We start from the raw sequence: 10,602 nt of genomic DNA, 5'->3' as shown, positions 1-10,602 counted from the left end.
AGCACCGACCACCCCCAGACGCTGGCCTCCCGCCACAACCTCGCCGGCGCCTACCGATCAGCCGGACGCCTCGACGACGCCGCAGCGCTCCTGAACGACAACTCGCCATAGCAGCCCAATCGCCGTATTCAAGTCCATCCCCGGATTCCTCGCAGCAACGTGCGGCAGCCAGACCCCCACTATTGAGTGGCCTGCCGGCATCGGTGAGCTTCTCGAGCGTGTCGGCACCGCCGATGAGGAGGCGACCCGCGCCCAGGCGCACGCCCAGATGATGCGGCGCGAGGTCGCACAAGGATTGCTCGACACCGGCATCGCCGCCAGCTTCGGCGACGTGGCCGCCATTCTCGGCGTCAGCCGGCAACGTATCCATCACCTGCTCGCCCCTGAGCACTGACGCGCTCGAGGGGTCCGTCCGGTGCTGACTGGGGTGTCGTTAGAAGAGGGTGATCTGGTCGCGGGCCGCGCGGTCGGCGGCGCGTTGTCGGGCCTGTCCGGCGGCGAGCTGGGCGGTGGCGACGGGGATGGCGAGTTCGCGGGCGATGTGTTCCCAGCTGTATCCGTGGTCGTGGAGGTCGGCGGCGAGGTCTTGCAGTTCGTGGTCGTCGGCGGTCATGTCGGGCCTGTTCTGTTCAGGATCGGGCGAGGGCGTCGCGGATGGCCAGCCAGCGGGTTTCGGCGGCGTGCTGGTGGGTGGTGAGTGCGGTCCAGTGGCCGGCGAGTTCGGCGGTGGGACGCTGCAGGGTGGCGTGGGTCATGCGGGCCAGGAGTGCGGTGTAGCCGCGGCGGTACCAGGCGTCGATGAGCGCGGCGGCGAGGTAGGGCAGGTCGGCGCTGTCGGCGACGGGCCGCCCATGGGGTGGTGAGCCGATGTCGAGCATGACCGTGCGGGTGCGACCGGCCAGCCCGTGCTCGGCGAGTCGGGCGTTGACCAACACGGGGGTGGCGGGGCTCCCTTCGTCGACGAGGGCGACCGCGGCGTCGAACACCGTCTGGTGTGTCTCGCGCAGGAACAGCACACTGCCGCCGGGCAGTGTGGTGGCGGTGCGGCCGGCGTCTCGGTCGGCGCGGGTGCCGATGAGTGCGTCGAGGACACGGCGCGCCATCACCGGGGGTGCCCACAGCAGCGCGGTGAGCGTGTCGAGTTCGAGCGCGAGGGTGTCGTCGAGTGTGGCGGTGTCGCCGATGGCGCCGGCCAGGGTGGGGTCCTGCCCGGGGGTGACGGTTTCCAGCTCGGGCAGCGGTTCGATCGCCGTATCGTCGCGGTCGACGGCATCGACGTCGGGGTGGGTGTCGGCCATGACGGTCACCTCTCGTGCTCCTTCCTGTTCGATTCTCAGCCGACGGTGCCGTGCACGCCGGTGCGGTCTTCGTGTGCCCAGGTGTCGCACTGGGCGGCGAGCTCGGCGAGTTCATCCCCGAGTCCGGGATCACCGACGGCGTAGGCGCCGTCGGACGTGACCCAGTACATGGCGGCCTTCTCGGCGTAGTCGGTCATCAGTTGTGATCTCCTCGCGGGTGTCAGGCCGCCGGTAGGCCGAGGTTTTTGATGCGGTCGGGTCGGAATCCGGACCAGTGATCGTCGCCGGCCACCACGACGGGGGCTTGCAGGTATCCCAGGCTCATCACGTAGTCGCGGGCGGTGTCGTCGACGCTGATGTCGACAACGGTGTAGTCCAGGCCGGCCTTGTCGAGGGCTGCGCGGGTGGTCTGGCATTGCACGCAGGCCGGTTTGGTGTACACGGTGATTGTGATTGCAGGATTCTCGTTCATTGTCGTATCCATTTCCGTGATGGTTGCGAGAGTTTACGCTATAGCTCTCATTGTATCGTTGAATAGTGTTGTCACGCAATACTTTTGCCGTGTTTGATATCTATTTCTGTTCCTGTGTGTGCGCCTTTTCCTGATATCTGCCGCCTATTCGTGCCGCTCTTTCTGTCCATTGAGCGAGAGGGTGAACAATGGTGCGAAATAAGCGAAGCGGAACGCAGTGACGCGCGGCGCGTGCCATTGTTCGGCGCGGGGAGCGGATGGACAGCAGGGGTGGGCACGTGATGAGAATCGGCGGTGCAGGAAACAGCAGCGGGGGTGCGATGGCATCGAGGGGTGACCGGCCTTCCGCGCAGCGCCGTGGGGGCGGGTTCGATGCCCGCCCCCACGGGCCCCACCGGGCTGGTGAGATCCGTTGCGGGCCAAGCGACCCGGGTGGTGGGACACCCATGACCGGATGTCCCACACCGCGGGTGGTCAGCGGTAGTGCTGGTCGTCGGCGCCGGCGAGCATGTGGTCGGCGAGGTCTCGGCGGGCGATGAGTGTGGTGATGCGCTGCTGGTGGTGCGCGGATTCGGCGTAGCGGACGGCGTCGGCACCGGGCAGGACGTCGTCGGTGGCGGGGGCGAGCCAGCTGGCGGCGGCGACGGCGTGGTTGCTGATCTGCCGGTCGAGGGCGTCACGCCAGTCGCGCAGTGAGTCGATCAGTGCCTGACTGAACGGGACCCCGCGCAGGGTGGCGCACAGGTTGACCGCGGCGAGGTTGGGTCCGTGCAGCTCGGCAGACTCGGCGGTCTGGTCGTGGGTGCAGGTGACGGGGTCTGCGCAGACCTCGCCGGTGGGCAGGTGAATCCATCCGGTGTCGGTGGTCGGGGCCATCGTTGTCCTCCTGGTGTGCGGTGGTCGGGTTTGTTGGACACCGGCCATCTCTTCCCGCCGGGAGTAACTGTCAAGGAACAAGCGCACCGAGTTTCCGCAGGGAGCGCAGCGACCTGTTGTCGGCGGAAAGTCGGTGCGCGCCTTGATGGTTGCGACTAGAGGGCAGAGAATGGGTGGGGGCACACAAACCCACATCGCCTCAGATCACCGCGCGGCGTAGCCGCGCCGATGCAGATGCCGGCCGCTGGCCGGCACCGTGGACACCGGAGCTAGTCAGGCTAGCCGTGCTAGCCGTAGATGGGGTGGCCGAAAAGTGCTGTCTGCACGATGGTGTCGGCGTCGGCAGTGTCGAGGCCGGTGGCGTCGCCGGGACTGGCGGCGGCGATGCGGCGCCGGTGGCCCTCAGCGAGGGCGGTGTCGCCGCCGATGATCGCGGTGATACCGCGGGCGATGGTGTCGAGGGTGATGGTGTGCTCGACCTCGTCGAGGTCGGCGATGACCGCCCGCTGGTCGCTGGTCCACTGGTAGTGCGAGCACCTCGACCAGTAGCCGATGCCACCTTCGGGCGCGCAGGTGAAGACGTCGGCGAGGAAGCCGACACGGGCGGCGGCGCGGGCAGTCATGGTGTGTCCCTTTCAGATTCGACGCGAACTCGCCAGACGTGGAGTGCTCGTCAGGCAGGGGGTGGCGGGGTCGGGTCCCCGCCCGGGTCATGCAGGGGCAGAGCATGTGACAGGTACAGCGGTGCGCGGCTGTCGATGTCGGGAATGTCGACGTCCACGAGATCATGCGATTTGATGATGACCGCCGGCAAGGCCGTGCGGGCCGGTGAACGGACGATAGGGCGGAATCTGTGGATAAATGCCCCTTCTGCTCGTGTCTGTGGATAGATGTCGGTGCGCTCGGTCTGCGCGCAGCTAGCGTGGGGGTCATGGGTATCGAGGACCGGGTGCGGGGACTGTGGGTGCCGACGGCGGCTGAGGTGGCGGCGGTGGTGGCCGGCGAGAACTCCGGCCGAGGCCTGCGCGTGGATATGTCGTGGCGTCCTGATGTGCCGCCGGACCACGGGGAGGCTCAGGTCGGGTGACCTGAGCCTCACGGTGTGGCCGGGCGGGTTACACCTCGTCGGGGCGGGGGAAGTGACCGCCGATCAGGTCATCGGCCAGTGCGGCGGTCGGGATGACACCGGCGGCGACCAGGTCTGTGGGCGGCACCCCGGCGCGCAACGCGCGGTCGAGCAGCGCACCGAGTGCGGGCAGGGTGCCGGTCTCCTCGGTGGCGCGGTCGAGGGCGATACCGGCGCGGGCACCGTGTCCGGCGGCGTAATGGCAGAACGCGGCCATGATCAGCACCTCAGCGCGGCGGCGGCCACGCAGCGGCCGGGACAGGGTGGTGTACACCCATGCGGCCGCGGCGGGGTCGTAGTCGGCGACGCGGAGCAGAGCGTCCCGCAGGTGGAGGCTGCGGGTGACGACGGCGCCGACCCGGGCGGCGAGGTCCCCGGTGTCGTCGATGGTGTGGGTGGTCATCGCGGCGACCACGGCGGCGGCCACGCTGATCGGGTCGATGGTGGCGGGGTCATAGCGGCTGGTGTCGACGGCGGGGGTGGTGTCGAACTCGGCGGACAGGTCGTCGCGGGAAGCGGCCACGGTCAGGCCGCTGAATACACGGCCGGCGGTGGCGGTGCTGGTGCGGTAGTCGCTGCTGGTGCCGGTGTCGCCGGTGATGTAGTCGGTGAACGGGGCGGGCTCATCGCAGCGGGTGGTGTGCAGTCGGCGCACGACCTCGATGCCTCGTCGGGTCAATGCGTCGGTCATCGTCTGCACCGGGTGGCGTCCGTCGCCGGCGGTCACCGCGATCACGAGTGCGGTGGGCAGGTGGTGGTGGGCGGCGACGGCGGCCATGTGGTCGGCCATGTGGGCGATGGTGTCGGCGTCGTGGCGCATGGTGACCTGCACCCGCCCGTCACGCACACCGATCACCACGACCGACTCGGTCGGGATGAAGCCCATCAGCGCGGGCAGCGCGGCGATCAGCTCGGCGGGAGCGGCGGTGATACGGATGTTCGACATGCGGGTTCCTTCCCAACGTCAGGGGTGGCGAACCTGTCTGTCCGCCCATTGTTTTGCCCTGGTGGCAAGGAAGATTCAGACCGGCATCAGGGCCGCGGAACGCACAGGGCCGAGCGCGCGAGTTTTCGCAGCGAGCTTGCGAGCATCTGTCGGCGAAAAGTCGTGCGAGCCCGCAGGGCCGAAGCGCAGCGCAGTCGTGCCCTTGCGTGCAGCGGTCCGCCGGTCATAATCGGACGGCCACCAGGACAAAACCCATCAACTACCCGGCCGCAGGCCGGTCACAGTGCGGCGCAGCCGCTCCGATGCTCTGCTTTGGTGACTGCCGGCCTCGCCGGCACCGGCCACCTGCCCGACCCGGAGGGGAGGGGCAGCACTATGCGGCCGGCAGGCCGCTCCGCTGCGGGTGGCCCGCAACCACGGCGGGCCTAGCTCGATCACTGAATAGTGGTGCAGCCGCGCGTGTTCCCGGGTAATCGGGCACACCGCACGGTGGATGACACTTTGCCAACCTTAGTGCAGTATTTACAGTATTTAGTCAGAGGTAGAAGGCGGCGGCCGCCATCGCGCTAGTGTTTTTTCACGCTCATCATGACAACGAGCGTTGTACCGCGTGATCAGGAAAGGGGGGTGTGGTGAAGGTTCAGCGTGTTGAGATCACCGATGATCTCGATGGCAAGGTGATTGATCCGGATGATGTGAATCGGATCGAGTTTGAGGTGAAGATTTCGGGTCGACGTCCGGTGCGTTATGGGCTTGACCTGCGGACTGTGAATGTGGAGCGTTTCGAGAAAGACATCGCGAAATACGTGAGCAAAGCGGAGAGAGTCCCGTCTGGTGGCCGGGCGGCCAGCGCTGCGCCGTCCTCGGTGTCGGGGTCGACGGGCCGCACTCGGGAGATTCGGGAATGGGCGCAGGAGAACGGTCTTGCTGTGTCGGCGCGAGGTCGGATTGCTGCTGAGGTGGTGGAGGCGTTCGACGCCGCACACTAGCTGTTGCTGGTGGCGCGCCACGGTGTGACCTGAGCGCGCGCTCTCATTTAGGCGAGTCGCCCGGGGTGATGGTGGGTGACGTCGAGGGCGGCGAGCGCATCGAGGGCTGAGGCGATGTCGGGCCGGCCGGTGGGGTGGCGGCCGACGGCGAGCATGAGGGCGATGTCGTCGTCGATGACGATCGAGATGTACGGCACGGTCCATCCGTCGCTGGTGATGTCGGCGACCGCACGGCGCGCGGTGTCGATGGCTTCGCCGACGGCCGCGCAGCGGTTGTCGGCTGCGCCGTAGTCGGCTGCGAGAGTGTCGGAGTCGACGATCCAGGTGGTCACGGTCCAAGTGATCATGTGTCCGATTGTGACCCGCCCGCACCGGGGTGTGGTGGTGCGCGACCCGGTCAGGGCGGCATCTGTGGACCGATGCCGCCTGTGGACACAGGCGGGTCAGCTGACGTCGGTGGTGACCCAGCCGCACCCGCGGCGGCGATAGGCCGTGCCGTGAGGCTTCCAGATGAGGTCGGGTGGCCCCCAACCCAGCGCCGGGCCGTTCTCGATCACGCAATGGTGGTGCAGTCGCGGCATTCCCAGCGACCGTCGACGCGGATGCAGGCGCGGCGTTCGGTGCACAGCCAGCAGGTTTGGCCGGGCTTGGCCTGCTGCCCGGCCGAGATCGCGAGAGTGCGTTCCACGGCGGTGATGTCGAGTTGGGTGCGGTAGGCGGCGCGGGTGGCGTGGTCGCGGTCGGCTTGGGCCGGAGCGGTCAGCGGTTGCCCGCCGGGGGTGTGGGCGAGGTAGTCGCCGAACGAGTGCAGGCAGCCGGGGCAGGGTTGCCCCTGCCGGGTGGTCGGGTTGACGCACCCGGGCAGGGGACAGTCGGGGAACAAGCGCTCACTCATCGCGTCTGGTCCTGGGCGGTGATGGTGTAGCCGAGGGCGTCGGCGAGCATGACCATCACCTGTACACCGGTGGGCAGGTGAGCGGCGGCCATCCGCGCCAGCGCGCGGTCGCAGCCGTGTGCGTCCTCGCAGCAGCATTCTTCGTTGATGGGCATGTCGTCGTTGATCGGGTCGAGTGCGTAGCCGTCGACGGTGCTGGGGTCGATGACCCAGCGGTCCAGACCCGCGGGGTCGCGCATCAGGTAGATCTTGACGCCACTTTCGATGTAGTGGGCGCCCGGTGCCGGGGTGGTCAGGTCGTCGCGGCGACGGTACTTAGCGGTGGTCATCATCGAGTCCTTTCGAGTACTTGGTGGTGGTCAGAGCTGGTCGGTGATCGCGCGGCGGGCGGCGGCGCGATCCTGGCGGTTGGCCTGGCGCTTGGCGGCGCGGACGGTGGCCGGGTTCTGGTGGGCGCGGCTGGCGCGGCTGAACACGTCACGCTGGGTGCCGTTGCGGGTCTGGCGGGCCATGATGTCCTCCTGTGCGGTGGTCGGGTTTGTTGGACACCAGCCATCTCTTCCCGGCGGGAGGAACTGTCAAGGACGAGAGCACACAAGTTTCCGCAGGGCAGCGCAGCGACCCGTAGTTGGTGGAAAGTTGTGTGCGCCTTGATGGTTGCGACCAGAGGGCAGAGAATCGGTTGGGGGCACACAAACCCCATCTCCGACGATCACTGCCGCGGCGGCGCCGCGCCCATATGCGTGATCCCGGCCGCCGGCCGGCGGCTCCAGCGTGGTGAACGCTTCTTCTCGAGGTCGCCGGCCGCGGGCCGGGCTCCGCTGGGTGGCCCCACCCCGGTGTGGGGCCAACCAGCTGGGGGGTCAGCCCTCGAGGCTGATGGTGGCGGCGTCGAGGTCGCCGACGATGACCTGCTCGATGTCGGAGAGTGAGTAGCCCACGACGTCGGCGAGGAACCGCAGGTAGTCGGTGCGGGCGGTGCGGCCCATGCGGGAGTACTCGAATGCTCCGGCCGGTCGCCAGGCGTCCTTGGGCAGGTTGGCCTCGTGGGCGCCACACACGATGGCGAGGGTGATGACCTGGCGGCGTTCGGCGCCGGCACCGTCGAGCGCGGTCATCGGGTCGGCGCCAAGCAGTTCGGTGGTGACCTGCTGGGCGTCGGCGTCTTTGGCGGTCTGGGCCAGCAGCGGATGGTAGTTCCACAGAGTGGTTGCCACGAATCCGGCGACGGCGGCGGCTGTGCCCTTCGGCAAGGTCTTGCGGCCCAGCACCTCGCGCAGCTTGCCGCGACGAACCTGCTGGGCGGCGACGCCGAGCTTGTTGAGCTTGAGCACGCGGCGGCGTTGCTCCTTCTCCGCAGCTTCCCGGTCGGCCTGGTCCTGCGCGACGCGGGCCGCGCGGTCGGCGGCGCTCTCGGCGCTCTCGGCGCCCGCGCTCGCCGTGGCGTCCCCGGTGTCGGTGTGGCCGGTCTCGGCGGTGCGGCGCTGGTTGATCTGTGCCCAGGTGAACAGGCCGTGGGTGTTGGGGTCGATGACATACCAGCGGTGCACGATGGCGACGGCGCGGACGCTGCGGGTCAGGGTGCGCGGGTCGATCAGGTCGCCCTCGGGCGCGGTGTCGGGGTCGGTGTCGTCGTCGAGGTCCCAGTCGATGCTGTCCTCGCCGACCGGGGTGCCGGAGGCATCCGACCAGACCTCGTGCTCGTCGGTGTCGATCACCGCGTGCAGGCTCGCGGCGGGCACCAGCTCGGGGACCTGGTCGTCGTCGGTGCGGCCGACGAACTCGCCGTCTGCGGTGTACAGGTAGCCCAGCGGCGCGAAGTTCACGTCGTCGGCGAACGATGGGGTGCTGTCGTGCACGGTGATGCCCTGGGTTTCCAGCTGTGTGCGCAGCGTGGCGCGCGCGGCGCGGGCCTCGGCGACGGCGGCGAGCTCGGCGGCGGCGTGCTCGAACCGGCCATCGCGGGCGGCATCGAGCAGTTTGGTGATCGCCGTGTCGTCGCCGTCGTAGCCGGCCAGGGTGGCGGCCTGGTCGAGGGTCAGCGAGTCCTGGGCGGCCATCGCATCCATCGCCGCGCTGGACTTCGCGGCGGTCAGGGCGGCGTCGACCAGGCGCTTGTCGAGGTGCAGGTGCTCGCGGGCGATCCTGGTCGGCGATACCCCGGCCAGGCGGAGCTGGTGGATGGTGGCGGCCTTCTCGCGGGCCGACAGGCCGGTGCGATGTTCGTTGTGTGCCCACTGCTTGCTGATGCGGTCGATGGTCTGGGCTTTCTCGTCGCCCTCGGCGGCAGGCGTGACGATGACCGGGACCTCGCGCAGGCCGGCCTCGCGGGCCGCCAGGGTCCGGCACTGGCCGTCACGCACGACCAGGCGTCCCTCGCCGTCGCGGATGGCGGTGATGGGTTCCAGCACGCCGTGCTCGCGGATCGAGGCCAGGAACGTCGTGGTCAAGGCCCGGTCGGTGTCGGAGCGGGCGTTGTCGCCGATGACCAGCGCGGCCGGGTCGATGATCACCAACTCGACAGCAGCAGCGCCGGTGGTGGTGGTGTGTGCGGTGGTGTTGCTCATAGCGGGGTCCTCTCCGTGTGCAGGGGTGGCGAACCCGTCTGTCCGCCACTGTTTTGCCCTGCTGGCAAAGGAGATTCGGACCGGCACGAGGGGCGTGGAGTGCCAGGGTCGAGCGTGCGAGTTTTCGCAGCGAGCCTGCGAGCGCTGTCGGCGAAAAGTCGTGCGAGCCCGCAGGGCCGAAGCGCAGCGCAGTCGTGCCCTTGCACGCAACGCACCGCCGGTCACAATCGGGAAGGCCAGCAGGACAAAACCACCACGCACCCGGCCGCCAGGCCGGTCCACAGTGCGGCGCAGCCGCTCCATTCACCTGCCGGCGACAGCCGGCACTCCTACTGCGGTACCGACAGCTTCGGTCTCGAGGTGACCACGTCGACGGTGGTGGCCGGCGGGGTGATTGCGCGGGAGCGACGCGGCTTGCGGGAGGGCTTGGTGTCGCGGTAGCTCCTCGATTCTGGTCACTTCTGATCTCGGCGAATGTTCCGTGGTCGGGGTGGGAGCGGCGAGCTTCCCTCTCGCCGGTTGCTCCCACCCTCGTGGGCGAGGGTAGCAGTAGTATCGAATGTGTGTTCGATTCTGATGTGGCCTTGTGGGTCGATCGGACGACATTGCGGCTCGTTGATCCGCCGCGGTGGGTGGAGGTGGATATGGCGGTGGCGTTGCCGTGGGCGGGGCGGCCGCCGGGTTTGGCGTTGCCGTGGGCGGGGCGGCCGCCGGGTTTCGCGCCCGCTGGGGTGTCGTTGGGGGTGCGGGCGCATGGGGCCGGATCGAGGAGCGGATGCGGGGCCGTCAGATGGGCGTGGCTGAGGATGCGACGGTCGGTGGTCGGCGGCGGTGGAAGTGGTTGTGGAGAGCGTGAATCGGCGGTCGTCGCTGACCATGACGGCGTGGGTGCCGGCGGAGCGATTCGGGTGAGTCCGCGCTCTGAACAGTAGGCAGAGCGTTTGTCGCTGTCGCCGATTAGGATGCGGCCTACCAGAGTGCGCGTTTGCTGATCGGTGGAAGGTACGAGTGGTGGCCAAGAAGGCGAACTACGAGCAGCTCGCCGAGGAGGTGCGCAAAACTGAGTCCATTCCGGCAGACCGGGAGTTGACCCACGCCGAGATTAAGCGGCTCGACAATCCCGGCGTGCGTCTGCGCAGGGCCTACTACGGGAACCCGGAACGCCACAGGGGTCTCGTCCTACGCGTCTCGGCGGTGAGGACGCGCCGACGCGCCGCGCGAGATCTCGAACCGAGCGGCGCGAACTCCGCTCCTCGTCGTTCCACACCCCGCGCTGCTAAGAAGCAGAGGACGGCGGCGAAGCCGGCCAAGCAGAATCGCCGGAAGCTCGCTGCGGAGCTGCACCGCGTCACCGTTGCGCGTCGACCGCTCTCCGCCGGGGACACACGTGCCCTCAACGACTTGGTGAAAACTCTGGAGATCTTTGCCGGATC

16 protein-coding genes are annotated in these 10,602 nt (G+C 68.6%); 4 read left to right on the top strand and 12 right to left on the bottom strand.

Annotated features, from left to right (window positions below; genetic code table 11):
• Positions 1-268: 268 nt before the first annotated feature.
• Complete coding sequence (locus GORHZ_RS31930; protein WP_280985423.1) at positions 269-394, top strand: hypothetical protein; 126 nt, start codon at positions 269-271, stop codon at positions 392-394.
• A 39-nt stretch (positions 395-433) separates the two neighbouring features.
• Here GORHZ_RS31930 and GORHZ_RS05025 read toward each other — a convergent pair whose 3' ends face one another.
• The 6 genes from GORHZ_RS05025 to GORHZ_RS05005 form a co-directional block, all read right to left on the bottom strand.
• The gene (locus GORHZ_RS05025; protein WP_006330978.1) at positions 434-613 is read right to left on the bottom strand and encodes a hypothetical protein; all 180 of its coding nucleotides are present in this window, start codon (positions 611-613) and stop codon (positions 434-436) included.
• 16 nt (positions 614-629) lie between these two features.
• Complete coding sequence (locus GORHZ_RS05020) at positions 630-1,307, bottom strand: DnaB-like helicase N-terminal domain-containing protein (protein ID WP_006330976.1); 678 nt, start codon at positions 1,305-1,307, stop codon at positions 630-632.
• A gap of 26 nt (positions 1,308-1,333) precedes the next feature.
• A complete protein-coding gene (locus tag GORHZ_RS31215; protein ID WP_006330975.1) occupies positions 1,334-1,495 on the bottom strand; it encodes a hypothetical protein in 162 nt (53 codons plus the stop codon).
• 23 nt (positions 1,496-1,518) lie between these two features.
• Positions 1,519-1,770, bottom strand: coding sequence for a glutaredoxin-like protein NrdH (gene nrdH, locus GORHZ_RS05015; protein ID WP_006330973.1), 252 nt, complete (start codon positions 1,768-1,770; stop codon positions 1,519-1,521).
• Between the two features lie 474 nt (positions 1,771-2,244).
• Entirely contained in the window at positions 2,245-2,646 is a 402-nt protein-coding gene (locus GORHZ_RS05010; protein ID WP_006330972.1) for a hypothetical protein, read from the bottom strand.
• A 287-nt stretch (positions 2,647-2,933) separates the two neighbouring features.
• Entirely contained in the window at positions 2,934-3,269 is a 336-nt protein-coding gene (locus GORHZ_RS05005) for a hypothetical protein (RefSeq protein WP_006330971.1), read from the bottom strand.
• A 308-nt stretch (positions 3,270-3,577) separates the two neighbouring features.
• Here GORHZ_RS05005 and GORHZ_RS30715 point away from each other — a divergent pair, with 308 nt between their 5' ends.
• Positions 3,578-3,733, top strand: coding sequence for a hypothetical protein (locus tag GORHZ_RS30715; RefSeq protein ID WP_157205068.1), 156 nt, complete (start codon positions 3,578-3,580; stop codon positions 3,731-3,733).
• A gap of 28 nt (positions 3,734-3,761) precedes the next feature.
• On the opposite strand, the gene GORHZ_RS05000 is transcribed toward GORHZ_RS30715, so the two are convergent.
• On the bottom strand, positions 3,762-4,718 hold the full coding sequence (locus GORHZ_RS05000; RefSeq protein ID WP_006330967.1) for a DUF4192 domain-containing protein: 957 nt from the start codon (positions 4,716-4,718) through the stop codon (positions 3,762-3,764).
• 629 nt (positions 4,719-5,347) lie between these two features.
• Here GORHZ_RS05000 and GORHZ_RS04995 point away from each other — a divergent pair.
• Positions 5,348-5,707, top strand: coding sequence for a histone-like nucleoid-structuring protein Lsr2 (locus GORHZ_RS04995; protein ID WP_006330966.1), 360 nt, complete (start codon positions 5,348-5,350; stop codon positions 5,705-5,707).
• A gap of 47 nt (positions 5,708-5,754) precedes the next feature.
• On the opposite strand, the gene GORHZ_RS04990 is transcribed toward GORHZ_RS04995, so the two are convergent.
• The 5 genes from GORHZ_RS04990 to GORHZ_RS04975 all read right to left on the bottom strand — a co-directional run bounded on the left by GORHZ_RS04990 (position 5,755) and on the right by GORHZ_RS04975 (position 9,169).
• Entirely contained in the window at positions 5,755-6,054 is a 300-nt protein-coding gene (locus GORHZ_RS04990; RefSeq protein WP_006330965.1) for a hypothetical protein, read from the bottom strand.
• Positions 6,055-6,260: 206 nt separating this feature from the next.
• Positions 6,261-6,602 (bottom strand): hypothetical protein, encoded by a 342-nt coding sequence (locus GORHZ_RS04985; RefSeq protein ID WP_006330955.1) that lies wholly within the window; start codon positions 6,600-6,602, stop codon positions 6,261-6,263.
• Positions 6,599-6,931 carry a hypothetical protein gene (locus tag GORHZ_RS04980; RefSeq protein ID WP_006330954.1) on the bottom strand — a complete coding sequence of 111 codons (333 nt, stop codon included), beginning with the start codon at positions 6,929-6,931 and terminating at the stop codon, positions 6,599-6,601. Before GORHZ_RS04980 ends, GORHZ_RS04985 begins: the two co-directional genes overlap by 4 nt.
• A 30-nt stretch (positions 6,932-6,961) precedes the next feature.
• On the bottom strand, positions 6,962-7,114 hold the full coding sequence (locus GORHZ_RS31210) for a hypothetical protein (protein WP_006330953.1): 153 nt from the start codon (positions 7,112-7,114) through the stop codon (positions 6,962-6,964).
• A gap of 351 nt (positions 7,115-7,465) precedes the next feature.
• Positions 7,466-9,169, bottom strand: coding sequence for a ParB/RepB/Spo0J family partition protein (locus GORHZ_RS04975; RefSeq protein WP_006330952.1), 1,704 nt, complete (start codon positions 9,167-9,169; stop codon positions 7,466-7,468).
• A gap of 1,011 nt (positions 9,170-10,180) precedes the next feature.
• On the opposite strand from GORHZ_RS04975, the gene GORHZ_RS04970 reads away from it, so the two are divergent.
• Positions 10,181-10,602: hypothetical protein (locus GORHZ_RS04970; RefSeq protein WP_157205067.1), on the top strand; the 422-nt coding region annotated here is incomplete at its 3' end.

Origin of the sequence: Gordonia rhizosphera NBRC 16068 (assembly GCF_000298195.1) — a bacterium.
Lineage (GTDB): Bacteria > Actinomycetota > Actinomycetes > Mycobacteriales > Mycobacteriaceae > Gordonia > Gordonia rhizosphera.
This window is presented reverse-complemented; position numbering and strand designations above follow the sequence as displayed.

Excerpts from the sequence above, each read along its gene's own strand:
- GORHZ_RS31930 (WP_280985423.1), top strand. The coding sequence starts at position 269 with ATGATGCGGCGCGAGGTCGCACAAGGATTGCTCGACACCGGCATCGCC.
- GORHZ_RS05025 (WP_006330978.1), bottom strand. The coding sequence starts at position 613 with ATGACCGCCGACGACCACGAACTGCAAGACCTCGCCGCCGACCTCCAC.
- GORHZ_RS31215 (WP_006330975.1), bottom strand. The coding sequence starts at position 1,495 with ATGACCGACTACGCCGAGAAGGCCGCCATGTACTGGGTCACGTCCGAC.
- nrdH (WP_006330973.1), bottom strand. The coding sequence starts at position 1,770 with ATGAACGAGAATCCTGCAATCACAATCACCGTGTACACCAAACCGGCC.
- GORHZ_RS05010 (WP_006330972.1), bottom strand. The coding sequence starts at position 2,646 with ATGGCCCCGACCACCGACACCGGATGGATTCACCTGCCCACCGGCGAG.
- GORHZ_RS05005 (WP_006330971.1), bottom strand. The coding sequence starts at position 3,269 with ATGACTGCCCGCGCCGCCGCCCGTGTCGGCTTCCTCGCCGACGTCTTC.
- GORHZ_RS30715 (WP_157205068.1), top strand. The coding sequence starts at position 3,578 with ATGGGTATCGAGGACCGGGTGCGGGGACTGTGGGTGCCGACGGCGGCT.
- GORHZ_RS05000 (WP_006330967.1), bottom strand. The coding sequence starts at position 4,718 with ATGTCGAACATCCGTATCACCGCCGCTCCCGCCGAGCTGATCGCCGCG.
- GORHZ_RS04990 (WP_006330965.1), bottom strand. The coding sequence starts at position 6,054 with ATGATCACTTGGACCGTGACCACCTGGATCGTCGACTCCGACACTCTC.
- GORHZ_RS04985 (WP_006330955.1), bottom strand. The coding sequence starts at position 6,602 with ATGAGTGAGCGCTTGTTCCCCGACTGTCCCCTGCCCGGGTGCGTCAAC.
- GORHZ_RS04980 (WP_006330954.1), bottom strand. The coding sequence starts at position 6,931 with ATGACCACCGCTAAGTACCGTCGCCGCGACGACCTGACCACCCCGGCA.
- GORHZ_RS31210 (WP_006330953.1), bottom strand. The coding sequence starts at position 7,114 with ATGGCCCGCCAGACCCGCAACGGCACCCAGCGTGACGTGTTCAGCCGC.
- GORHZ_RS04975 (WP_006330952.1), bottom strand. The coding sequence starts at position 9,169 with ATGAGCAACACCACCGCACACACCACCACCACCGGCGCTGCTGCTGTC.